General features: G+C 72.1%; 13 protein-coding genes, 1 tRNA gene, 1 pseudogene and 1 riboswitch. Of the genes and pseudogenes, 10 read left to right on the top strand and 5 right to left on the bottom strand.

Annotated features, from left to right (window positions below; translation table 11 throughout):
* Positions 1 to 208 precede the first annotated feature (208 nt).
* Entirely contained in the window at positions 209 to 820 is a 612-nt protein-coding gene (locus tag ABZ805_RS05430; protein ID WP_358434731.1) for a class I SAM-dependent methyltransferase, read from the bottom strand.
* Positions 821 to 1,599: 779 nt separating this feature from the next.
* Entirely contained in the window at positions 1,600 to 3,888 is a 2,289-nt protein-coding gene (gene metE / locus ABZ805_RS05425) for a 5-methyltetrahydropteroyltriglutamate--homocysteine S-methyltransferase (protein ID WP_358434728.1), read from the bottom strand.
* Between the two features lie 128 nt (positions 3,889 to 4,016).
* Positions 4,017 to 4,258, bottom strand: a riboswitch (cobalamin riboswitch).
* 180 nt (positions 4,259 to 4,438) lie between these two features.
* Here metE and ABZ805_RS05420 point away from each other — a divergent pair.
* Together ABZ805_RS05420 and ABZ805_RS05415 are read left to right on the top strand one after the other, a co-directional pair.
* A complete protein-coding gene (locus ABZ805_RS05420) occupies positions 4,439 to 5,089 on the top strand; it encodes a hypothetical protein (RefSeq protein WP_358434725.1) in 651 nt (216 codons plus the stop codon).
* Positions 5,090 to 5,301: 212 nt separating this feature from the next.
* Positions 5,302 to 5,375: transfer RNA gene (locus tag ABZ805_RS05415), tRNA-Arg, on the top strand.
* A gap of 562 nt (positions 5,376 to 5,937) precedes the next feature.
* Here ABZ805_RS05415 and ABZ805_RS05410 read toward each other — a convergent pair.
* Positions 5,938 to 6,657, bottom strand: coding sequence for a TetR/AcrR family transcriptional regulator (locus tag ABZ805_RS05410; protein WP_358434723.1), 720 nt, complete (start codon positions 6,655 to 6,657; stop codon positions 5,938 to 5,940).
* A 115-nt stretch (positions 6,658 to 6,772) separates the two neighbouring features.
* Here ABZ805_RS05410 and ABZ805_RS05405 point away from each other — a divergent pair, with 115 nt between their 5' ends.
* Complete coding sequence (locus tag ABZ805_RS05405; protein WP_358434720.1) at positions 6,773 to 7,519, top strand: SDR family NAD(P)-dependent oxidoreductase; 747 nt, start codon at positions 6,773 to 6,775, stop codon at positions 7,517 to 7,519.
* Positions 7,520 to 7,586: 67 nt separating this feature from the next.
* Here ABZ805_RS05405 and ABZ805_RS05400 read toward each other — a convergent pair.
* Positions 7,587 to 8,027, bottom strand: a pseudogene (locus ABZ805_RS05400) (response regulator transcription factor); the annotation flags it as partial.
* 111 nt (positions 8,028 to 8,138) lie between these two features.
* On the opposite strand from ABZ805_RS05400, the gene ABZ805_RS05395 reads away from it, so the two are divergent.
* The 7 genes from ABZ805_RS05395 to ABZ805_RS05365 all read left to right on the top strand — a co-directional run bounded on the left by ABZ805_RS05395 (position 8,139) and on the right by ABZ805_RS05365 (position 22,918).
* The gene (locus tag ABZ805_RS05395) at positions 8,139 to 10,178 is read left to right on the top strand and encodes a cytochrome c oxidase assembly protein (RefSeq protein WP_358434717.1); all 2,040 of its coding nucleotides are present in this window, start codon (positions 8,139 to 8,141) and stop codon (positions 10,176 to 10,178) included.
* A 154-nt stretch (positions 10,179 to 10,332) separates the two neighbouring features.
* Positions 10,333 to 10,770, top strand: a complete 438-nt coding sequence (locus ABZ805_RS05390; protein WP_358434714.1) for a single-stranded DNA-binding protein — start codon at positions 10,333 to 10,335, stop codon at positions 10,768 to 10,770.
* Between the two features lie 104 nt (positions 10,771 to 10,874).
* Positions 10,875 to 12,551, top strand: a complete 1,677-nt coding sequence (gene ettA / locus ABZ805_RS05385; RefSeq protein ID WP_358434711.1) for an energy-dependent translational throttle protein EttA — start codon at positions 10,875 to 10,877, stop codon at positions 12,549 to 12,551.
* 19 nt (positions 12,552 to 12,570) lie between these two features.
* Positions 12,571 to 15,882: a hypothetical protein gene (locus ABZ805_RS05380; RefSeq protein ID WP_358434708.1), complete on the top strand. Its 3,312-nt coding sequence runs from the start codon at positions 12,571 to 12,573 to the stop codon at positions 15,880 to 15,882.
* Positions 15,883 to 16,745: 863 nt separating this feature from the next.
* A complete protein-coding gene (locus ABZ805_RS05375) occupies positions 16,746 to 21,689 on the top strand; it encodes an NAD-glutamate dehydrogenase (protein ID WP_358434705.1) in 4,944 nt (1,647 codons plus the stop codon).
* A gap of 160 nt (positions 21,690 to 21,849) precedes the next feature.
* Positions 21,850 to 22,284, top strand: coding sequence for a thioesterase family protein (locus ABZ805_RS05370; protein WP_358434702.1), 435 nt, complete (start codon positions 21,850 to 21,852; stop codon positions 22,282 to 22,284).
* On the top strand, positions 22,277 to 22,918 hold the full coding sequence (locus ABZ805_RS05365; protein ID WP_358434699.1) for a hypothetical protein: 642 nt from the start codon (positions 22,277 to 22,279) through the stop codon (positions 22,916 to 22,918). Before ABZ805_RS05370 ends, ABZ805_RS05365 begins: the two co-directional genes overlap by 8 nt.
* 203 nt (positions 22,919 to 23,121) lie before the next feature.
* Here the strand turns inward: ABZ805_RS05365 and ABZ805_RS05360 are convergent, their stop codons facing one another.
* Positions 23,122 to 24,432, bottom strand: coding sequence for a heparan-alpha-glucosaminide N-acetyltransferase domain-containing protein (locus ABZ805_RS05360; RefSeq protein ID WP_358434696.1), 1,311 nt, complete (start codon positions 24,430 to 24,432; stop codon positions 23,122 to 23,124).
* Between the last annotated feature and the right edge of the window lie 31 nt (positions 24,433 to 24,463).

Below are 24,463 nucleotides of genomic sequence, written 5' to 3'. Positions count from 1 at the left end.
GGTCGTCCTGCGGAGCCCCGCGCCCTCGCATCGATGAGTGAACGGACCGTTCGTCCGATCTAGCTGGACGAACGGTCCGCTCACTCCGGAAAGAGGCTCGCGTACGACCGGTTGGCAGGGGCGTATCGACCTCGGTGAACGGACCGTTCGTCCCATCGGACTGGACGAACGGTCCGCTCACTCGGGGAAGCGGGGGCGAGACGGGTGGTCAGGCGCGGCCGGGCTTGTCCCAGGTGAGCGCGTAGCGCCACAGCAGCAACCGGCGGTACTGGACGCCGGGCAGCAGCCGCTGCGCGCCTTGGCGCACCTCGTCCCAGGTCATGGCCGGATCCTTCACCGGAGCCTCCGGCGGCTCGGCGACCCCGCCGTGCCTGCGGGCGAGGAAGCGGTGCACCGGGATCGCCGCGATGTCCCTGGCCCAGTCCAGCGGTGTGTGGTGCCGTGCCAAGCCGACGAGCACCAGTCGGCCACCGGGTGCCAGCATCCGGCCCATCGCGTTCAGCGTGGAGTCGAAATCCATGTGGTGCAGGGCGGCGACACTGCTGATGAAACCGTAGGAACCGTCCCGCGCCTTCGCCGCGAAGTCGACGAAATCGGAGTCCACATAGGACACGTTGTCGTACTCGGCGCTGGCGCGGCGGGCTTGGCGGATCATCGTGCGGGAGCGGTCGATGCCGGTCGCGCGCTTCGCCCTCGACGCCAACGCGCGTACCAGCGTTCCGTCGCCGCACCCGACGTCGAGCGCCGCGTCGCAACCTTCGGGCACCGAGTCGAGAACGAGCGGGTGGTAGTGCGCGTTGTGGTTCCACTGCTCCGACACCGGATCACCCTAACGACCTGCACGGCGGCTTCGGCCGGGTCGTGGTGGGCGTCGGAAGGGCTTGCGGCGGGTGCTCGTGCTCGGCGTTCAGCGCAGGAATCCCGCGTTGTGGCAACGGATTCGTCGCGGATCGCCCGCCGTTGGTCGGGAGGCTCGACCCGAATCGGCGCGGCCCTGCCGCGGGTCGGAGCCGGCGGGCGGCGTGCAGCCGTAGTGCAAAAGTGATCAGCGGGGCCGGGCCGTTGCCGTCCCGTGACTCCGGCGCCATGTCGGACACCGGCGCGGCCCCGGCACGGCGAGTGAACGGACCATTCGTCTGATCCTGTTGGACGAACGGACCGTTCGCCCGCTCTCCTTGATCGAAGGGTCCGTTGACCCGGTCTCGTTGGACGAGCGGTCCGTTGACTCGGTCTTGTTGGACGAGCGGTCCGTTGACCCGGTCCTGTTGGACGAGCGGTCCGTTGACTCGGTCTTGTTGGACGAGCGGTCCGTTGACTCGGTCTTGTTGGAGGAACGGTCCGTTCACTCGGTCCCGTTGGACGAACGGTCTGCTCACTCCGAACCAGGAGCGGGTGGTGAACGGACCGTTCGTCCGGAACGGCTGGACCGGCGGTCCGTTCACCCCGTGACCCGGTCGGCGGGGGCGGGTGTCGTTCGAGATGGGTGAACGGACCGTTCGTCCGATCTAGCCGGACGAACGGTCCGTTCACTCCGCGGCGAGGGTGGGGCCGGGGGTGGGCAGTGGTGGGAAGAGCGACCACCCACCCCCGGCTTCGGGATCAGCCGGCGGCCGGGCGCACGGCCGCTGTAGCGCTGATCACGTTCTTGAGGGCGGTCTCGACCTCGGCGTAGCCGCGGGTCTTGAGGCCGCAGTCGGGGTTGACCCACAGGCGCTCGGCGGGCACCGCGGCGAGCGCGGCCTTGAGCAGGTCGGTGACCTCACCGGTTTCGGGAACCCGCGGCGAGTGGATGTCGTAGACACCGGGCCCGACGCCGCGGCCGAACCCGACGGCGTTGAGGTCGTCGAGGACCTCCATCCGGGACCGGGCCGCTTCGATGCTGGTCACGTCGGCGTCGAGGTCGACGATGGCGTTGATGACGTCGCCGAACTCCGAGTAGCACAGGTGGGTGTGGATCTGGGTGGATTCGGCGATGCCGGAGGTGGCGAGCCGGAACGAGCGCACCGCCCAGTCCAGGTACTCCTGGTGCTCGGCGGACCGCAGCGGCAGCAGTTCGCGCAGCGCCGGCTCGTCGACCTGGATCACCCGGATGCCCGCGTTCTCCAGGTCCTTGACCTCGTCGCGGATGGCGAGCGCGACCTGCGCGGCGGTGCTGCCGAGCGGCTGGTCGTCGCGCACGAACGACCAGGCGAGGATGGTGACGGGCCCGGTCAGCATGCCCTTGACCGGCTTGTCGGTGAGCTGCTGCGCGTACTTCGCCCACTCCACGGTGATCGGCTGCGGCCGGGACACGTCGCCGTAGAGGATCGGCGGCCGGACGCAGCGCGAACCGTAGGACTGCACCCAGCCGTTGTGGGTGCTGGCGAACCCGTCCAGGTGCTCGGAGAAGTACTGCACCATGTCGTTGCGCTCGGGTTCGCCGTGCACGAGCACGTCGAGCCCGAGGTCTTCCTGCAGCCGGATGACGCGTTCGATCTCGTCGCGCATCCGCTGCTTGTAGGTGGCCTGGTCGATGCTGCCGGTGCGCAGCGCGGCGCGCGCCTTGCGCACGTCGGTGGTCTGCGGGAAGGAGCCGATGGTGGTCGTCGGCAGCGGTGGCAGCCGCAGCGATTTCCGCTGCGCGGCGAGCCGGTTCGCGTAGTCGCCGCGCTGGGCGTGCTCGGGTTTGAGCGAGGTGAGCCGCGCCTGCACCCGGTTGTTGCGCACCCGGTCGGCTCCGGCGCGGTCGGCGATGCGCCGCCGCGCGTCGTCGAGCTGCTCGGCGACGGTGTCGCGGCCCTGGTGCAGCGCGCGGTCGAGGACGACGACCTCGCCGACCTTCTGCGCGGCGAAGGCCAGCCAGGACGCGACCTGCGGGTCGAGGTCGGTTTCGGCGTCGACGTCGTAGGGCACGTGCAGCAGCGAGCAGGAGGTGCTGACGGCGACCTCACCGGCGAGGCCGAGCAGGGTGGCCGCGGTGGTGAGCGCCTTGTCCAGGTCGGTGCGCCAGATGTTGCGCCCGTCGACGAGGCCCGCGACGAGCGTCTTCTCCCGCAGCCCGGGCACCGACGGCAGTTCGTCCACGGTGCGCTTCCCGGCGACGAGGTCCACGCCGACGGCCTCGACGGGGGAGGAGGCCAGCACGTCCAGCGCGTCGCCGAGGTCGCCGAAGTAGGACGCGACGAGGATCTTCGGCCGCTCCGAGAGCTCGCCGAGCCGCTGGTAGGCGGCGCGCAGCGCGTCCAGGTCGGCCTGCGAGCGGTCCGCGGTGAACGCGGGTTCGTCCAGCTGCACCCACTCGACCCCGGCCCGGTGCAGCTCACCGAGCAGTTCGGCGTAGGCGCTGACGAGCTCGTCCACCTTGTCCAGCGGGCGGAACGAGGTGGGCGCGCCGTCCTGCGATTTGGACAGCAGCAGGAACGTCAGCGGCCCGACCAGGACCGGGCGGGTCTTGATGCCCAGCTCGGCGGCCTCGTGGTACTGGTCGACGACGGTCTGGTCGGAGAGCCGGAACTCGGTGTCCGGCCCGATCTCCGGGACGATGTAGTGGTAGTTGGTGTCGAACCACTTCGTCATCTCCAGCGGTGGCGCGGATTCCACGCCGCGCGCCATCGCGAAGTAGGTGTCGAGCGGGTTCAGCCCCAGTTCCGCGAAGCGGGGCGGGATCGCGCCGAAGGTGACGGCGGCGTCGAGGACCTGGTCGTAGTAGGAAAAGGTGTTTCCCGGCACCGAGTCCAGCCCGGCGTCGCGCAGCGAACGCCACGTGTCGGTGCGCAGCGTGCGCGCGACCTCGCGCAGTTCCGCTTCACCGGTGCGGGACTTCCAGTAGCTCTCCAGTGCCCGCTTCAGTTCCCGGTTCGGTCCGATCCGGGGAAACCCGAGCACGGTGGATCCGATTGTGCTGGTCAACGCTCTCTCCTCGCGAGCTGGACGGCAGTTCTGCGAGGTCGAGCGGGCATGATCCGGGCACACGTCGCCGCACGCGGCGGCTCGTCGTCCAGGGTCTTCCCGCGAGACCTCGCAACAGCGCGCGTCACGAGGACGCGCGCACCGGCGGCAGGTCTTCGGACTCGTGGGCGTTTCCCGGTGGAACCGGGGTCTTCTACTGGCCGTCGCTTCCCGAGCTCGCGCTCAGTGCTGTGACCGGTCGTGACGACCGGTGACGGCGTTCGTTCCCACTCACCGCTGCGGGGCAGTCCCGGATTCGCACCGGGTTCCCTCTTGCCTCGCGCACCTCCGCTTTCGCAGAGCTGTGCGAACCACCAGCACTTCGGAGGCTACTTGCTTCTGGCGGGAAGACAAGGCCTCGCGTTCCGGATCACCCGGGCGCCGCCCCGCCGGAAACTTCTCCGAACCGCGGGCAACCCGCCGCGCGGCGGGACGTCTTACGAACAGGTGAGGGGGCGGGGACGGAGTTTCCTCCGTCCCGGTGCGACGAAACGATCGGGAGGAACCTGCTGTGGGGAAGAACGGAATTCGGGCGGGCGTCGGGATCGGTGCGCTGGCTGCGGCGGCGATGGCGCTGGTGCCGGCGGGGATCGCCGCCGCCGATTCGAGCGAGACGTCCGTTGTGGACTTGAACGGGGACGGAACTCCGGACACCGCGCAGCTTTCCGCCATCGGTGACGGCGCGCAGCAGTCGCTGAAGTTCACTGTGGACGGACGTGTGACCGAGGCGGTGCTGACCGGCGACCCGTCCTTCGGCACGCAGCCGATGCGCGTGCTCGACGTCAACCACGACGGCAAGCAGGAAGTGCTGGTCACCGAGTCCATCGGCGCGAACACCACGTGGTTCAGCGTCTGGGACCTGGGTGCCGACGGCGCGCCGCGCGAGCTGACGACGCAGGACGGCAAGCCGCTGAAGATCACCGAGGGTGGCGGTGTCGGCGCGCGGGTCGGCTACGAGTGCGCGCCCGCGGGCTCGGACGGCCGGGTGCTGATCACTTTGGCCGCCTCCAACGAGAGCCAGACCACCGAGCCGTCGTACGACGGCTCCCGGGTCGCCTTCGACGTGCGCGACGGCGTGGCCACGCCGGTCGACGAGTACGCGTTCACCGGTGTCGGCCAGGACGACGACGTGCTGAAGGTGCAGCCGGAATCCTGCTCCTGAGGGGGAGCCGTCGGGGCCGTCGCGCGGAATCGCGCGGCGGCCCCGACGCGTGCGCGGTGATTCCTCTGTGATCTTCCGGCGTGAATTCCGCCGTGCAGCTGTCGATCAGCTTGCCGTTCGATACCGGCTCTGCAACGCCGATGGCGTCGGTACCACTGTCGACGGAGCGGCCGGTTACCCTGCTTGCTGCAGCTCACGCGAGCGATGTGCGGGCCCTCGTAGCTCAGCTGGAGAGAGCAAAGGACTTCTAATCCTTAGGTCGCAGGTTCGAGTCCTGCCGGGGGCGCTCCGATGCTGGTCACAGCGGTGGGGGACGATCTCGATCAAGATCATCCCCCACTTTACCCTCCCGTCTCGCGCTGCTCGCCCAGGGCCGATGAAGTCGGGTCGGCGGACCGGTCGGAACACGCCGTTCGCGTTGCCGGAATCGGTGCGGGCGCCTCGGATGACGTCCTGGTGCTCGACGACTTTCCCGTCGTCCGGCCAGAACCGGCCCGCGAGCGCGCGCCGGTAGACCGGGTTCCCGGATCAGGTGGGAATGCGTGGCCGCCCTGTCTCGCCCGGCGCCGACGCGCTTGGTGTCCGGCCGCCGCGCAGGTGCGGGAAGCCGCTGAACGCTTCGGGGCGTGCCGGGTCTCGACGTGGTCGGCGACCGCCTTGTCCGGGATGCCACCGAGAATCGTCCGGTGGTGCTCCACGCCGATCTTCTCGTGCTGCTGCCGATCGGACCTCGCGCCGTGCTCCGGTGCCGCCGGATGCGCCGCTGCGCGCGGTGGTTCCTCGTTCGGTTCCGCGCGCGGGTCCGGCCGGGTTCGGAAGTGCTGCGATCGGGTCCGCCGCGCGCGGGATCAGCGTTCGGGCGAGGGCGGGCCGCTTCCCTGAACGCGGTCGAGCCATTCGTCCAGCAGCGCCTTCTCCGGTGCGGTGAGTCGGTCGACGTCGGGCAGGGCCGCGCGGAGGGTGGTGGCCGCGCGCGCGACCGGGTCCGCGGCCGAGGGCCGGTCGGCGGGGTCCGGAACGGTGATCACACCGCGGACCATCTCGAAGGCGCGGTCGGCGAGCGCGTCGGCTTCCGCCGGGTCGGGATCGCTGCCGATCAGGGTGAAGATGGTGCCCCGCCCGGCCGCGTGCATCAGCTGCACCGCCTGCGGTTCGGGGACCGCGAGCCGTCCCGCTTCGGCGATCGCGTGGACGAGGCCGGTCAGGATCCGTTCCGCCTGCTGCTCCGCCTCCGAGGGGGCGCGGCGCCTGCGGGAGCCGTAGAGGGCGCTGTAGACGTCGGGGTTCTCCAGACCGAAGCCGATGTGCAGCCGCCACCCGTTGCGGAGGTCTTCGACCGGGTCGCCGGAGGGGCGCATCGCGGTCTTGCTCGCGAGGTACGTGCTGAGCGCGTGTCCGGCGACCGCGTCCATCAGGTCGTCCTTGTCGCCGAAGAGGCGGTAGATCGCCGGGGCGTGCACGCCCGCCGCGGTCGCGACGGCCCGGGTGCTCACCGCGGCCGGGCCCCCTTCGTCGAGCAGGCGCTTGGCCACTTCGACGATCTTCATCTTGGTGTCGGTCGATCCCACGATCGGCAACGATAGCAGTCCTCCTGCCTGGAAGTATCAGTGATATCAGTGCAGTTGTTCCGCTGAAAATATCGGTGATACCGTTTTCGAAGTAACAACGAAACTGGAGGCAGGGATGAAGACCGCAGGACGCACCGCGCTGATCGTCGGTGGCACGTCGGGCATCGGCCTGGAGTTCGCGCACCAGCTGGCCGCGCTCGGCAACTCCGTCGTGATCACCGGCCGCGATCGGGAGCGGGTCGAGGCGCTGGCCGCCGAGCACGGCTTCGCCGGGGAGGTCGTGGACGTCACCGACGCCGCGTCCATCACCGCGCTGCGCGACCGGGTCGTCGACCGGTTCCCGGAGCTGGACACCGTGCTGATCAGCTCCGGCATCATGGTCCCGGAGCGGCACCTCGAGGCCGACGCGCTCGAAGTCGCCGAGCGGACGATCTCGACCAACCTGCTGGGCACCATCCGCGTGTTCACCGCGTTCCTGCCGCACCTGCGCACCCGGCCCGAAGCGTCGATCATCACCGTCACCTCCGGCCTCGCCTACGTGCCGATGCCGCTGACGCCGACCTACTCGGCGACCAAGGCCGGCGTGCACGCCTTCACCGAGGCGGTGCGGGCACAGCTGCGCGGCACGCCGGTGCAGCTGATCGAGCTGGCGCCGCCGTTGACCAGGACCACGCTGATGGGGCCGGGCACCGACCACGCCGGGGCCATGCCGTTGGGCGAGTTCGTGTCCGAGGCGATCGGCCTGATCCAGGCCGACCCGGACATCCGGCAGGTGCTCGTGGACCGGGTGAAGCCGCAGCGGTTCGCGGCCGTCGACGGCACCTACGACGAGCTGTTCGAGAACCTGGTGGCCCGCCTCTGACCCGGGTGGTCACGTGCGGGCGGTCGTCCCCGCGAGGTGCCGCGGCCACGATGCGGTCCTTGCCGACCTTCATCCGCAGCCGTTGCACGTGGACGTCGACGACCCGGGTGTCGCTGCTCGCCGGGTAGTCCCACGCCTGCTCCAGCAGCCGTCCGCGGGACAGCACCCGGCCCGGATCACCGGTGAACTCCAGCAGCAGGCGCAGTTCGGTCGGTGTCGGCGACAGCAGCCGCCCGCCGCGGCGCACCTCCAGCGAGTCCCGGTCGAGCTCCAGGTCGCCGAACGCGAGCCGGTCGCTCGCGGGCGCGTCCTCGGCGGGCCGCACCGGTTCCCGCCGCCGCAGCGCGGCGCGCAGCCGAGCGACCAGGACCATGGTGTCGAACGGTTCGGTCACGTAGTCGTCGGCTCCCGCCTCCAGGCCCTGCACCACGTCGGCCGCGTCGCCGCGCGCGGTGAGCATCAGGATCGCCACCGAGGACTCCTCGCGGATGCCGCGGCGCAGGCTGATCCCGTCCAGCGGCCACCACCCCGCCTGCCGGGTGACCGGGCCCGCGACCTGGCGACGAGGCGCGAGGGCACCCGAAACCGCAGGTCAGAGTCCGGCGGTTAGGCTCGTTCCGTGGCTTCTGAGACCGTTCCCGGCGCACGCAGCAGGTCCACCACCGTCGGAATCCTGGTCGTCACGGCCGGGATCTTCGCGGCGGTGGTGGCCGCCGCGCTCACCGCGATGTCGGCGGGCGACGCGTACGCGGTGCTGGGGCTGCCCGACCCGGGTGCGGTGACCGCGTTCGGCCTGCCCGCGGTGCGCGTGCTCGCCGAGAGCGGCGCGGTGGTGTGCATCGGCTCGCTGCTGCTGGCCGCGTTCGGCATCCCGGCGAGCCGGTCCGGTCCGCTGCTCGCCGACGGCTACGCGGCGGTGCGGACCGCGGGCTGGGCCGCCGGGGTGTGGTGCGTGGGCGCCGCGCTGCTCGTGCCGTTCACGGCAGCCGACGCCACCGGGCGCCCGATCGGCGCGGTCCTCGACGCCCAGGTGCTGTTCGGGCTCGTCGACGCGCTGGAAGAGGCGAAGGCGTGGCTGCTGACCGCGGGGATCGCGCTGGTGCTGGCCGTCGGCTGCCGCGTGGTGCTGTCCTGGGGCTGGACAGTGGTGCTGTTCGCGGTGTCGCTGCTGGGCATGTTCCCGCTGATCGCCACCGGGCACTCGGCCAGCGGCGGGGCGCACGACATCGCGACGAACAGCCTGCTGTTCCACCTGTTCTCGGCCACGTTGTGGGTCGGCGGGCTGGTGGCGCTGCTGGCGCACCTGGCGCGCAAGGGCGCGCACGCGGGGCTGGTGGCGCGCCGGTTCTCCCGGATCGCGCTGGTCTGCTGGATCGTGATGGCGGCCTCCGGGGTGGTGAACGCCTTCGCCCGGGTGCCGCTGGACCAGCTGCTCAGCACGACCTACGGCGCGTTGGTGCTGGTCAAGGTCGTTCTGCTGGTGGTGCTCGGCGGCATCGGCTACCTGCAGCGGGAGCGGGCGGTGCGCACCGTCGAGCAGGGCGGCGGCGGTCTGCTGCGGATCGGCGCCGTCGAGGTGCTGGTCATGTTCGCGACGATCGGGGTGGCCGTCGCGCTCGGCCGCACCCCGCCGCCCGCCGAGCTGGGGGCGGTGCCGGGCCGGACCGAGCTGCTGATCGGCTATCCGCTGGACGGGCCGCCGACGGCGCTGCGGCTGCTGTTCGACTTCCGCTTCGACCTTGTCTTCGGCACGGCGGCGCTGGTGCTCGCCGGGCTGTACCTGTACGGGGTGCGGGTGCTGCACCGGCGCGGCGACCGGTGGCCGCTGGGGCGCACGATCGCGTGGCTGTGCGGGTGCGCGAGCGTGCTGGTGGCGACCTCCTCGGGCATCGGCCGGTACGCGCCCGCGATGTTCAGCGTCCACATGGGACAGCACATGATCCTGTCGATGCTGGCGCCGGTGCTGCTGGTGCTGGCGGGGCCGACGTCGCTGGCGCTGCGGGTGCTCAAGCCCGCGGCGAAGGGACGGCCGCCGGGGGCCCGGGAGTGGCTGCTGGCGTTCCTGCACTCGCCGGTGACCCGGTGGCTGACGAATCCGTTCGTGGCGCTGGCGCTGTTCACCGGGTCGTTCTGGGCGCTGTACTTCTCCGGCCTGTTCGACGCGGCGCTGCCGCAGCACTGGGCGCACCTGGTGATGAACGCGCACTTCCTGCTGACCGGGTACGTCTTCTACTGGCCGGTGATCGGGATCGATCCGGCGCCGCGGCCGCTGCCGTCGCTGGCGAAGCTGGGCATGGTGTTCGCGTCGATGCCGTTCCACGCGTTCTTCGGGATCACGCTGATGATGTCGAACACCGTGATCGGGTCGGACTTCTACCGCGGGCTGTCGCTGCCGTGGGCGGGGGATCTGCTGGCGGACCAGAACCTGGGCGGTGGGCTGGCGTGGGCGTCGGGGGAGGTGCCGCTGGTGGTGGTGATGCTGGCGCTGCTGATCCAGTGGTCGCGCGCGGACTACCGGGAGGCGCGGCGGCTGGACCGCAAGGCGGCGGTGGACGGGGACGCGGATCTGGCCGCCTACAACGAGATGCTGCGGCGGCTCTCCACCGGGGACACGGCGGGGTCAGGGGCGCAGAACCCGGCTTCTCGGTCCGATGGGTGACCCCCGATAGGGGGTTGAAAGCCGGATTCCGCGGAATCCGTCCACAGCGTCGCGAGTTGTGCACAGATCGTGAATTCGGGGTAGCGCTGGGTGATCGACGCCGCGCATCCTGGTATCGGGCCGAAGGGCGGCCCCGAGTTCCAGGAGGTGCGAGATGTTCGAGACGACCGTGGCCGTGGTCGGGACCGTGCTCACCGAGCCGCGGATCCACACGTTCACCGATGGCGAGCGGGTGGTGTCCTTCCGGCTGGCGGGGAACTCCCGCCGCTACGACCGGAACGCCGAGCGCTGGGTCGACGGTGACCGGCTGATCGTCACCGTCCACTGCAGGCGCCGGGTCGCCGACGGGGTGATCGGCGTGGTGGGCGAGCGCACGCCGCTGGTCGTCACCGGGCGGCTGCGCACCCGCGACTTCGAGGCGGCGTCCGGCAGGCGCACCGCCGTGGAGGTGGAGGCGGCCGCCGTGGGCCTGGATCTGGCGCGGGGCAACCGATTTCCCGGATCCGCCGAGCGCCTCGCCGCCTGGTCCGGCACTGCGGCGACCGGCGCAGGGGTGGATCGGCCGGACGTCGCAGCGGCCCGCGACGGGTGATCTCCGCGCCACCCGCCGGGTCGGTGACCAGCGGTGGAGCCGGTGGCGCGCGGCAACCGACGGTGGTGCACGGGCCGACACGGGACGCAACTACGATTCAGGGCATGGCCGAGTTCATTTACACCATGAAGAAGGTGCGGAAGGCACACGGGGACAAGGTCATCCTCGATGATGCGACCATCCAGTTCTACCCGGGTGCCAAGATCGGCGTCGTTGGCCCGAACGGCGCCGGCAAGTCGACCGTGCTCAAGATCATGGCGGGACTCGAGCAGCCGAACAACGGCGAAGCGTTCCTCTCGCCCGGCTACACCGTCGGCATCATGCAGCAGGAGCCGCCGCTCAACGAGGAGAAGACCGTCCTCGGCAACGTCGAAGAGGGCGTCGGCGAGATCATCGAGAAGCTGCACCGCTTCAACGCGATCGCCGAGCAGCTCGCCACCGACTACACCGACGAGCTGATGGAGGAGATGGGTCGCCTCCAGGAGGAGCTCGACCACGCGGACGCGTGGGAGATCGACTCGCAGCTCGAGCAGGCGATGGACGCGCTGCGCTGCCCGCCGCCGGACGCGGAGGTGAGCCACCTCTCCGGTGGTGAGCGCCGCCGCGTCGCACTGTGCAAGCTGCTGCTGAGCAAGCCCGACCTGCTGCTGCTCGACGAGCCCACGAACCACCTCGACGCCGAGAGCGTGCTGTGGCTGGAGCAGTTCCTCGCGAACTACCCCGGCGCCGTGCTCGCCGTGACGCACGACAGGTACTTCCTGGACAACGTCGCCGGCTGGATCCTGGAGCTCGACCGCGGGCGCACCTACCCGTACGAGGGCAACTACTCCACCTACCTGGAGAAGAAGCAGGAACGCCTCGCCGTGCAGGGCAAGCGCGACCAGAAGCTGCAGAAGCGGCTGAAGGAAGAGCTGGAGTGGGTCCGCTCCAACGCCAAGGCCCGGCAGACCAAGTCCCGCTCCCGCCTGGACCGCTACGAGGAGATGGCGGCCGAGGCGGAGAAGACCCGGAAGCTGGACTTCGAGGAGATCCAGATCCCGCCGGGTCCGCGGCTGGGCAACCAGGTCGTCGAGGTCGAGAACCTCAAGAAGGGCTTCGGCGACAACCTGCTCATCGACGGGCTGTCGTTCGACCTGCCGCGCAACGGCATCGTCGGCGTCATCGGCCCGAACGGCGTCGGCAAGACGACCCTGTTCAAGACCATCGTCGGGCTCGAGCAGCCGGACGCGGGCACCGTCAAGGTCGGCGACACCGTCCGGCTGTCCTACGTCGATCAGAACCGGGCCAGCATCGACCCGAAGAAGAACGTGTGGGAGGTGGTCTCCGACGGTCTCGACTACATCCAGGTCGGCCAGGTCGAGATGCCGTCCCGCGCCTACGTCAGCGCGTTCGGCTTCAAGGGTCCCGACCAGCAGAAGCCCGCGGGCGTGCTCTCCGGCGGTGAGCGCAACCGGCTGAACCTGGCGCTGACCCTCAAGGAGGGCGGCAACCTGATCCTGCTGGACGAACCGACGAACGACCTGGACGTCGAGACCCTGGGCTCGCTGGAGAACGCGCTGGAGCAGTTCCCCGGTTGCGCCGTGGTGATCTCGCACGACAGGTGGTTCCTGGACCGCGTCGCCACGCACATCCTCGCCTGGGAAGGCGACGACGAGAACCCGGCGAAGTGGTACTGGTTCGAGGGCAACTTCGAGGGCTACGAGAAGAACAAGATCGACAGACTGGGGCAGGAAGCCGCCCGTCCGCACAGAGTCACCCACCGGAAGTTGACCCGGGGCTGAACCTGAACGGGGAGGCGTCTTGGCCAGCGTGCACGGAGCTCATCCGGGCGGTGCGCAGGAATTGTTCGAACCCGCTTGGCAGATGCGCTGGCGGGTGCCCGAGCTCGCCCTGATGCTCGGCGACCAGGCGGTCGCGGAGGCCAGACGCATCGGTGACCGCGCGTTGCGGCTCCGTGCCGAGGCGGTGGCGCTGTTCGCGTCCAACCGCCTCGGGCACGGGGTCGCGATCACGCAGCGGGCCATCACCGCGGTCCGGGACGCGGAGCGCGCGGGTGATCACGAGATCGCCGCGGAGTTGCGCGTCGAACTCGCCTGCTGCGCCCGCACCGCGGGCGGGCACGAGGTCGCCCTGCGCGTGCTGCAACCGGTGCTGGAGCGCGAGCGGATCGAACCGTCGCTGCGCGCGCACGCGCTGCTGGAGCTCGCCGCCGCGCTGCCCGGTAAGCAGCGGGAGTCCGAGCGCGCCGAAGCGCTCGACGAGGCCGACCGGCTCTACGCGGCGGCTTCCGAGCTGAACCGGGACACCAGCAGGTTGCTGCTGGCGCGGGTGCGCACCGCGCGCGCCGGGCACCTGCGGCGCAACGGCGACTTCGAACAGGCCGCCCGGGCCGCCGAAGCGGGCCTGGCCCTGCTGGACCGGCTCGGTGATCCCGCCGCGGAGAGCGGGGAGATCCGGGCTCGCCTGGTGCTGGAGCGGGTGCACGCCCTGCTGGACCTCGGGCGCCGCACCGAGGCGGTCGAGGCCGCCTCACCGGTGATCCGCACTCCCGTCCGCGCGGCCGCGGCCGGGCCGTCCGGCTGGCTGCGGCTGGCCCTGGCGACCCGCGTGCACCTGCCCGCCGGTGAGCTGGCAGCCGCGGTGCGGCTGCTCAACGACGCCGCCGCCAACGCGGAGCGGCACAAGCTGGACTGCCTGCTCACCGAATCGCTGAGCATGTCATCGCAGACCCACGAGAAGGCCGAGGAGTTCGTCGAGGCGCTGGCCACGTTGCGCCGCGCCTACGCCGCCGACCGCCGCTGGCGGGCCGCCGTGCACGCGGCCCGCATCCGGCTGCTCGAGGAGTTCCCGGCGCTGGCCACCGGCACCGGTGGCCACCCCGTCCCGGCGGAACCGGTCGGCACGGCGACCACCGCCCTGCCGGAACCACCCGCTGCACCGGAACCGCTCGCGGCGAGCCTGCCCGCGCCGGAGACCGCCGCGCCATCCGTCCCGGCCACCGCCGCGGCCTTCGGCGCCACCGAGACCACCGAGTCCGGCGCCCCGACCCGCGCAGCCGAGTCCGGCACCGCGGCCGCCGCGGCGGAGTTCGGCACCGCGGCCGGCACCGCGGAGTTCGGCACCGCGACCCGCACACCCGAGTTCGGCACCGCGACCGGCGCACCGGAGTCCGGCACCGAGTCCGGCGCCGGTGCCGCCCGTGCCGCCGAATCCGGACGCCGCGCGCACGCGGCCGAACCGGCCGCCGCCGGGGCCCACGACGCGGCCGCGGAAGCGCCGGAGCAGCAGGAGACCGCGGGCCGCCGCCGAGCCGACGGCACCGGTCGCCCGCAGCGCACCACCGGCGCGTTCGCCGCGAGCCCCGGGTTCCCGGATCCGCCCACCGCTGCGGAGCCCCCGGCGGCTCCGGAACCGCCGAGCGACCAGGCCGCGGCCGACCAGGTCCCGGCCGCGCCGACCGGCACCGCGGCCGACCGCATCGCCCCCGAGGACCTGCTCGACGAATACCGGAAGCCGGGCGAGAGCAGCGTGCGCGACGCTGCGCGACGGCTGATGGACACGTTGACCAGCCGCGTCGCCGACGACCGCAGGCCGCACCAGGACCACGCCGAGCAGGGGATCGGCGCCATGCCGGCTCCCCGCGCGCCCGGGCAGGAGACCGCGGGCACCGGTGGCAGGCGCCGCGCGCCCGAACCGGCCGAGCCCGCGGGCGACGAACCCGCCCGCCACGGCGGCGTGGACGTTCCGGTCGGGCGCGTCACCTCCGCACCGTTCGGCGAGGGGTTCCCGGTCTACGACTTCGGTTCTCGCAGCGGACCGGCGGCGCCCGAGCCGGAACCGGAGCCGTTCGGTGCCGCGCTCCCCGCCGAGCCCGGGGACCGGCCGTCCGACGGCGGCCAGTCCGACGACCGGCCCGCGCCGCGCACCCGCGGTTCGCGGCGCCGGGAGGACGTCGTCGACACGCCGCCCACCGAGGTGGCCGCGCCGTGGGATCGCGGCGGCGCCCCGGCGGAGCCGAGCTTCCCGGACGTCACTGCGATCATGCCGGTCATCTCGGTGCCGGACCACGAGCAGCCGTCGACGGCGCAGGTCGGCGCGGTGGAGCACCTCGACGAGGAGCTCCCGGAACCGGATGCCGGGACGCACGAGGAAGGCGGCAGGCGTTCGCGCGGCCGCAGCCTCGCCGAGATCCGGGAGAGCCTCGCCGAGATGCAGCGCGGCCGCGAGGACGGCGCCCGGTCGCGCCGGGCGGCCGCGGAACCCGCCGAGGTCGAGCGGTACGAGGACCCGGTGGTGGCGGAGCCGCCGCGGTCCGGTGCGTCGTGGGCGGACCGCTACCTGGGTGCGTTCCTGGGCGAGCAGCGCGCCGCGGCCGAGGACGACGGCTCCGCCAGCGGCCAGCACGCCGGGTTCGATCCGGCGAGTTCCGAGGGGATCGGGTTCGAGCCCGCCGAGAACAGGCACGCCGGGTTCGAGGACACCGATGCGGGCGATGGCCCGCCGAGCTCCGGTGGCCGCCGCCGCGCCCGGCACGCCGACCCCGACGAGCAGCCCGGCACCACCGCGCCCGCACCGCCGCGCTGGGACGCGGCGCCGTGGGACCGCCCGACGTCCGCGCACGCCGCCGCCGACCCGTTCGGACCACAAGGGACGGTCGAGCCGGGGGACGGGTTGCCGCCGACGCTGGGCATGCTGTCCGAGCCGTCCGGCCGCACCGAGCCGGAGGTCTCCCCGTTCGACACGACCCGTCCCGAGCTCGGCCCGGTGCACGGCACGTCCCCGACCGGTGAGCAGGCGTTCGGTTCGCCCGGCGGTTCCGCCGCCGACCGCCTCGAATCGGCGGCGGAACTGCTGGCCCGGCACCAGGACGGCGGCGCGCAGTCCGCGGAGGAACCGGCCGGGGAGGTCGGCTTGGCGGACCTGCTGGCCGAAGCGCTGCTGGCCTACGAGAACGGCAGGCGCCACGACGACGACGGTCCGGGACGGCACGGCAGGCCCGGCAGCAACGGCCACGCGGTCGGGCTGCCGCACCAGCACGAGGCGGACGCGGAACCCGACGCCCGCCCGCGGCACCGCCGCCCGGCCCAGGACACCTGGACGCCCCGGTACTGATCACCGGACTCCGGAGCGAGGGCGGGCGCGGTGCCCCGCCGCGGCCCGCGCCCGCCGAACCGGCATCCCGCACCACGCGCGGAGCCGGCACCACGCGCCGAGCCCGCACCACGCGCGGAGCCGGCACCACGCGCGGAGCCGGCACCACGCGCCGAGCCCGTGCCGCGCGCCGAGCCGGCACCCGCGCAGCGCCCGCGCGCGTCCCGGCTCCGGTTCCGGGAGCTCCTCGTCGAGGTGCTCCACCGCGCCGACCTGCGCCGTCGACGACTGCTCGTGGTCCGGCACCGAGATGACCCGGCATGATCGCCGTGCCATACGCGGAACCGGCGCCATGCGCAGAGCCGACACCATGCGCGGAGCCGACACCATGCGCGGAGCCGCGCTATGCGCAGCGCCGCGCTATGCGCAGCGCCGGCGCCTTGCGCGGAGCCCGCGCCCGCGCTACGCCGCGGAGCCCGCGCCCGCGCAGAGCCGGCACCATGCGCAGAGCCCGCATCACGCGCAGAGCCGGCGCCACGCGCAGAACCCGCACCCGCACCACGAACCCACGCCCGCTTCCCCACCCCTGCACCACGCACGTCGAATCCGCACCACGCGTCCGAACAACGCACCGAGCGTCCGCACGACGCGGCGCGCATCCGCCCCGCCCGCCCGGTTCCCCGCGTGATCCTCCGCACTCGCGCACCTCCGACGCCCCGCGAGAACACCCCGCGGAACCCCCGGAATCGCCCGGAAACCCGAGCGTCGCGCGAGGTTTCCCGAGCTTGCGGTGCCGCTCCCACCTGATCGGGGCCAGGCCTGGCAGGCTTAGGGTGGAAGCCGTGTTGGCACAACGCGGTGCCGTCAAGCGTGGAGCAGCGAAGATGACCTCGAAACCCCGATCCGCCATCCCCGACGCCGCGACCGGCGGGGCAGCCGTGCTGGAGAACCCGGAGGCCGCGAAGGCCTGGTTGCTCGACCGCGCCGCCGAGTCCGCGGGGGAGCTCGGCGAGTTGCTGCGGACCTACTTCCGGCATGTGCCTGCCGAAGAGCTCGCCGGTGACGAACCCGACGAGCTCGTGGAGGCGCTGCGCTCGCACCACGCGCTCGCCGCCGACCGGGTCGCGGGCCGTCCGCTGGTGCAGGTCGTGAACCCCAGCCTCGACGACGGCGGCTGGCGGAACCAGGCGACCGTGCTGCAGCTGGTCACCGACGACATGCCGTACCTGGTGGACAGCGTGATCGCCGAGCTGACCCGGCACGGCGCCGAGGTGCAGCGGATCATCCACCCGATCGTCGTGGTGCGCCGCGACGCCGCGGGCACGCTGCTGGAGGTCCTGCCGCACGCGGACCCGGGCGCGCCGCCCGCGGACGCGCTCGCCGAGTCGTGGATGCTCGCCGAGGTCGACCGGATCACCGACGGGGACCGGTTGCAGGCGCTGGAGCAGGGCCTGCGCACCGTGCTCGGCGACGTCCGCGAGGTCGTCGAGGACACCGAGCGGATGCTGACCACCGCCCGGTCGCTCGCCGACGAGCTGGAGGCGCACCCGGGGGCGCTGCCCGGCAAGCAGGCCGCGGACAGCGCGGGGTTGCTGCGCTGGCTCGCCGACGGCCACTTCACCTTCCTCGGCTACCGGCACAACGAGCTCGTCGAGCAGGACGGCACGCCCGCGCTGAGCCCGGTGCTGGGGTCCGGTCTCGGCGTGCTGCGCAGCGACACGGTCGCCGCCGAGGACCTGACGACCGGCCCGGATGTGCTCACCAGCACCCGTTCCGGGGAGCCGCTGGTGCTCACCCAGGCCAGCACGCCGTCGACGGTGCACCGCTCGGTGCACCCGTTCTACGTGGGCGTGCTGACCTTCGACGAGAACGGCGCCGTCACCGGGGAGCACCGGTTCATCGGCCTGTTCACCACGACCGCGCTGCACGAGAACGTGCTGGACATCCCGTTCATCGAGCGCCGGGTGCGCGAGGCGATCCACGGCGCGGGCTTCCCGCTGGAGTCGTACTCGGGCCAGCGGATGCTGGAGGAGATCCAGAACTACCCGCGCACCGAGCTGTTCTCCACCGATCTCGACACGCTGCGCGAGACGGTGACGGGCGTGCTGGCGCTGGCCGAGCGCCGCAAGCTGAAGCCGTTCGTGCGCCGCGACCCGTACGGCCGGTTCTTCTCCTGCCTGGTGTACCTGCCGCGGGATCGCTACACGACGCGGTCCCGGCTGGCGATGCAGGAGGTGCTGCTGGAGGAGCTGGGCGGCGCGAGCGTCGAGTACAGCACCCGCGTCGGGGAGTCGGCGCTGGCCCGCGTGCACTTCGTGGTGCACACGAAGCCGGGTGGCGAGGCCCCGGAGCCGGACCTGGCACGCATCCAGGAGCGGCTGTCCGAGGCGATCCACACCTGGGAAGACCAGATGGTCGACGAGGTGGAGATCGCCCCCGCGGACGCCGAGGAGCCGCGCCGGGTGCGCCGTTCGGAGGCCGCCAGCGAAGCCGCCCAGCAGTACGCCGCCTCGTTCCCGGAGGCGTACAAGGAGGACTTCAGCGCGGGCGAGGGCCTGCGCGACCTGCGCAAGCTGGCGTCGCTGTCCGGTGAGCGCGACCTGCGGATGTCGTTCTACACGCCGGAGGACGCCGCCCCGGGCGAGCGCCGCTTCAAGATCTACGTCACCGGTGAGCGGGTGACGCTGTCCCGGGTGCTGCCGGTGCTGCAGAGCATGGGCGTGGAGGTCGTGGACGAGCGCCCGTACGAGGTGGTGCCGGAGAGCGGCGCCGAGTGCTGGATCTACGACTTCGGCCTGCGGCTGGAGAGCGGGCTGCTGGAGACGGAGGGCGCCGAGCGGCTGGACACGCTGCGCGAGCGCTTCGAGGACTCGTTCCGCGCGGCTTGGCTGGGCGACGCCGAGGTGGACCGGTTCAACTCGCTGGTGCTGCGCGCCGGCCTGAGCTGGCGGCAGGCGTCGGTGCTGCGCGCCTACGCGAAGTACCTGCGCCAGACGGGCGTCCCGTACAGCCAGGAGTTCATCGCGGACGTGGTGCTCACGCACCGCGCGACGACGGTGGCGCTGACCAGGCTGTTCGAGGTGCGCTTCGACCCGAAGCTGGCCGAGGACGACCGGGTGTCCCGGCAGGAGGAGCTGCGCACCCAGATCACCCGGCTGATCGACGAGGTGACGAGCCTCAACGCGGACCGCATCCTGCGCAGCTACCTGAGCCTGATCACCGCGACGCTGCGCACCAACTACTACGCCGAAGGGGCGCGGGAGCGCTCCTACCTGGCGATGAAGCTGGAGCCGAAGGAGATCCCGGGCCTGCCGGAGCCGCGGCCGGCCTACGAGATCTTCGTGTACTCCCCGCGGGTGGAGGGCGTGCACCTGCGGTTCGGTTCGGTGGCCCGCGGTGGGCTGCGCTGGTCGGACCGGCAGGAGGACTTCCGCACCGAGATCCTGGGCCTGGTGAAGGCGCAGGCGGTGAAGAACGCGGTGATCGTGCCGGTCGGCGCGAAGGGCGGCTTCGTGGTGAAGCGCCCGCCGCTGCCCACCGGTGACCCGGCGAAGGACCGGGAGGCGACGCTGAACGAGGGCATCGCCTGCTACCGCATGTTCATCTCGGGCCTGCTGGACCTGACCGACAACCTGGTGGGCGGTGAGGTGGCGCCGCCGCAGGACGTGGTGCGCCACGACGGGGACGACACCTACCTGGTGGTGGCCGCGGACAAGGGCACCGCGTCGTTCTCGGACATCGCCAACGACGTGGCGCGCTCGTACGGGTTCTGGCTGGGCGACGCGTTCGCCTCCGGCGGCTCGGTCGGCTACGACCACAAGGCGATGGGGATCACCGCGAAGGGCGCGTGGGAGAGCGTCAAGCGGCACTTCCGCGAGCTGGACCTGGACACCCAGCGGGAGGACTTCACCGTCGTCGGCATCGGCGACATGGGCGGCGACGTGTTCGGCAACGGCATGCTGCTGTCCGAGCACATCCGGCTGGTTGCCGCGTTCAACCACATGCACGTGTTCATCGACCCGGAGCCGGACGCGGCGATCTCCTACGCGGAGCGGCGCAGGTTGTTCGAGCTGCCGCGGTCCACGTGGGACGACTACGACCGCAGCAAGATCAGCGAGGGCGGCGGCGTGTGGTCGCGGTCGCTGAAGTCGATCCCGCTCAACGCGCGGGTCCGCACCGCGCTGGGCATCGACGAGTCGGTGCCGGCGCTGCCGCCCGCCGAGCTGATCAAGGCGATCCTGCAGGCCCCCGCGGACCTGCTGTGGAACGGCGGCATCGGCACCTACGTGAAGGCCGCCACCGAAACCCACGGCGAGGTCGGCGACAAGGCCAACGACGCGGTCCGGGTGGACGGCGGCGACCTGCGGGTGCGGGTGGTCGGCGAGGGCGGCAACCTGGGCCTCACCCAGCGCGGCCGCATCGAGTTCGCCCGCGCGGGCGGCAAGGTCAACACGGATGCGCTGGACAACTCGGCGGGCGTGGACTGCTCGGACCACGAGGTGAACATCAAGGTCCTGCTGGACCACCTGGTCGCCGAGGGCGAGCTGGACGGCGAGCAGCGCAACGAGCTGCTGGCGGAGATGACCGACGAGGTCTCCGAGCTGGTGCTCGCCGACAACTACCGGCAGAACGAGGTGCTGGGCGTCTCCCGCGCGCACGCCGCGCCGATGGTGTCGGTGCACGCCCGGCAGATCACCGCGCTGGAGGAAGGCGGCCTGGACCGCGACCTGGAGGCGCTGCCGAGCAAGAAGGAGCTGCGCGACCGGGAGAAGAGCGGCACCGGCCTGACCTCGCCGGAGCTGGCGACGCTGCTGGCGCACGTGAAGCTCTCGCTGAAGGAGCAGGTGCTGGCCAGCGACCTGCCGGACGCGGACGCGTTCAGCGGGCGGCTGCCGGACTACTTCCCGAAGCCGCTGCGGGAGCGCTACGCCGACGCGATCCCGGCGCACCCGCTGCGCCGCGAGATCACCTCGACGCTGCTGGTCAACGAGGTCGTCGACGGCGCGGGCGTGTCCTACGCCTACCGGCTGTCCGAGGAGATCGCGGCGAGCGCCACCGACGCGGTGCGCGCCTACGCGGTCGTCACCAGCGTGTACGACCTGCCGGAGCTGTGGCGGCGGATCGACGAGCTGGACAACGTGGTGGCCAGCCGCGTCGCCGACGAGATGGTGCTGGCCAGCCGCAGGCTGCTGGACCGCGCGGCCCGCTGGCTGCTGTCGAACCGGCCGCAGCCGCTGGCGATCGGCGCGGAGATCAGCCGGTTCCGGCCGGTGGTGTCCGAGCTGTCCGCCAGCGTGCCCGGGCTGCTGCACGGGCAGGCGGCCGTCGCCGCCGAGGAGAAGAAGCAGCGGCTCGTCGCCGAAGGCGTCCCGGCGGACCTGGCGGAGCGGATCGGTGCCCTGCTGGACACCTACGCGCTGCTGGACATCACCGAGATCGCCGAGCTGGCCGAGCGGGACAACGGCGTCAGCGCCGAGCGCAGCCCGATGGAGAGCGCGGAGCTGTACTACACGCTGTCCGAGCACCTCGACATGGAGCGGCTGCTGGTCGCCGTCAACGGGCTCGAACGCGGCAACCGCTGGCACTCGCTGGCGCGGCTGGCGCTGCGCGACGACATGTACGCCTCGCTGCGGGCGTTGACGATCGACGTGCTCAGCACCAGCGACCCGGAGGAATCGGCCGCGGACAAGATCGCCCAGTGGGAGGCCACCAACGCCTCCCGCATCGAGCGGGCGCGGACCTCGCTGGAGGCCATCAAGCGGTCCGGCGGTCTGGACCTGGCGACGCTGTCGGTGGCGACCCGGCAGCTGCGCAGCATGGTCCGCTGACCGGAGCTCCCGGTCCGGTCGGCCTTGGCGGGACGATCGGACCGGGTGCCTCGGGGGACGGGTCGCGGCGGCCCGTCCCCTCCTCGTGCCGGGGGACCGGCCGGGGAGCACGACGAGCCGGGGGTGTCCCCGGCCGACACCACGGGAAGGACACCGACGAGTGGGTGCGTTCGTAGCCGATGTTCCGCTGCGCTGGTCCGACATGGACGCGTTCGGGCACGTCAACCACGCCAGAACGGTGACCCTGCTGGAAGAGGCCCGGGTGGAGCTGCTGTTCACCGAGGCGGGCAGGCGGGGGCTGCTGGGCATGGCGGAGGGCATGGTGGTCGCGCGCCTCGCCGTCGACTACCGGGTCCCGGTGTCGCACTCGGCGGGCACCCTGCAGGTGCGGATGTCGGTGCGGGACCTCAAATCCGCGTCGTTCGTGCTCGACTACTCGGCGTCGACGAGCGGTTCGCCCGCGGTCGCGACCGCCGAGACGCTGATGGTGCCCTACGACCTGCAGGCCGGGCGGCCGCGCAGGCTCAGCGCCGACGAACGCGCCTTCCTCGCCGAGTGGCAGCCGGCGCTGGCGGAAGCGGGCGACCGTGCCTGAGCTGCGGATGCCCGACCAGGTGGAGCGCGAGGACCTCGGCGCGTTCGTGGCCCGCTCGGTGCGCCTCGACGGTCAGTCGGTGATCCGGCTGCGCAACCGCGGCACCACCGGCCGCATCGACGTGTGGGGCGCGACCCCGTTCGACGCGCTGTGCACCCGTTCCGTCGAAGGCGAGGTGGAACCCGCCGACGTCACCGTGTCCGGCAACGAACTGCTGGCCTCGTTGACCGTCGCGGGCGGGCCGAAGATGGACCCGGGGCCGCCGCGGGACCTGCTGTGGCGCTCCGAACTGCCGCCGCCCGAGGGGTGGCGGCGGGTGGACGACCTGCCCGCGAAGCTCGTCGGCGAGGTCGCCGACCGCGGCATCGCGATGGCCAAGGAGAACGTCGGGCCGAAGGGCACCCCGCCCGCTTCGCTGCTGGACCAGGAGGTGTTCACGGTCAGCGGCTCCGGGCTGGACGTGAAGATCCCGCTGCGCTGCCTGTTCGTGCTCTCCGGCATGGGGTTCCTCGTCTCGGAGCCCGCGGAGTCGGAGATCGTGCGGGTCAGCGCCACCGACTCGTGGTTGCGCATGGACTCCCGCTACGGCGCAGTGGTACGCCGACGGCATGCGCTGCTGTCCTTGTTGATGTGAGCCGCTCGTTCTGCTCTGGGGTGGGGTGGCGGAACCTCGGCTGCTTCCTCGCTGCGGGATCGATTTCCGACACATGAGAAATCGCTGTCCTCGCGAGGAAGCAGCTGAGAACCCGCGGCGGTGGATGGTCGGCTGCTCAGCGGCTTCGCCGCTGACAGGAAGGACGAGGGCGCGTCCTCTCGTGTTGGAGCGGGGGACGGAGCTCAGCGGTACGAGAGCTTGCGGGTGCAGAGGTCGACGGCTGCGCTGACGGCGCCTTCCAAGGGACCGCGGCGGAAGAACCGCTTCCACAGGGTGGCGAAGCCGATGGAGAACAGCAGGAACAGCTCGGACATGTAGGTGTTCACGAACCCGACGATGCCCTCCGGCCGGTGCCCGTCCGGGGGGAACGCGGGCAGGTCCGGCACCCACTCGGCCTCGGGACCCATGCTGGCCAGCTCGTCCAGCGTTTCCGGCACGCCGCTGAGCGGCCAGCCGCCGACGACGATCTGCCAGGACATCACCAGCGCGTGCAGCGCGTACAGCGTCAGCGCCATGGTGCCCGCCTTGATCAGCGGGAGCAGCGGCCGCTCGTAGCGGTCCGCGAGTTCCAGGCACAGCGCCAGGACCGCGACCGCGATGCCCAGCGAGGCGATCAGCTCGAACGAGGATCCGCTGTGCGCGCGGGCCGCCAGCAGCAGCTGCGGGTGCTCCAGCGGCACCGTGCCCTCGGTGAGCACGTCGCTCAGCGGCGCGTAGGTCAACCCCAGCAGCGCGGTGGTCACGTAGGTGGCGGTGGCGACCGCGGCACCGCCGATGCCGAGCCGCAGCCGCAGCGCCCGGGACCGCAGGTCGAGCCTGCCGAGGGTGAGCCCGGCCAGCACCAGCGCCAGGTACGTCGCCGCCGGGTAGAACCCGGTCAGCAGCAGGTCCACCGCGCCGAGGTCGGCGATCAGGTTGCCGGGGTCGACGGAATGCCACGCCCCGGCGGCCGCGGCGAACGCGTTGTCCCCGGCGAGCAGCCAGCGGACCAGGTACGACAGCTGCGGCCCGGCGACGATGAGCACCGCCGCGGCGATCCCGGTGCCGCGCGGGCTCATCCCCAGGAACGGCAGCGACAGCAGGAAGTACACCCCGTAGAACGGGATGATCACGGTGAGCAGGAACCCGGTGGCCTCGGTGGACTTCGCCAGCGCCAGCCCGATGAGCAGCAGCAGCACGGCGCGCACCGCGACCCGCACCCGCGCGTCCCGCAGCTTGCTCCCGGCCAGCGGTGTCCGCCGTCCGGTGAGCATCGCCAGCGACACCCCGGCGAGGAAGGTGAACAGCGCGGTCGCGCGCCCGCTGGAGGCCTGCGCCAGCGCCACTTCCACCGGGCCGCCGCAGAACGGCGCGCCGAAGTGGATCACGAACATGCCGAAGATGGCGACGAATCGGGCCAGGTCCACCCCGAGCAGCCGGGTACCGCGGGCCGCGGTGGAGCCCTGGGTGCGCTGCGGGGTGGCGTGGTGCGGTGCCGGGCTCGCTGCGGGCATGACGTCCTGGGATGGCTGAGGCGGAACTCGG

Source organism: Saccharopolyspora sp. NPDC047091 (assembly GCF_040643635.1).
In the GTDB taxonomy this organism is placed as follows: domain Bacteria; phylum Actinomycetota; class Actinomycetes; order Mycobacteriales; family Pseudonocardiaceae; genus Saccharopolyspora_C.
The sequence above is the reverse complement of the archived record's forward strand: the minus strand, read 5'-3'. Positions and strand labels throughout refer to the sequence as shown.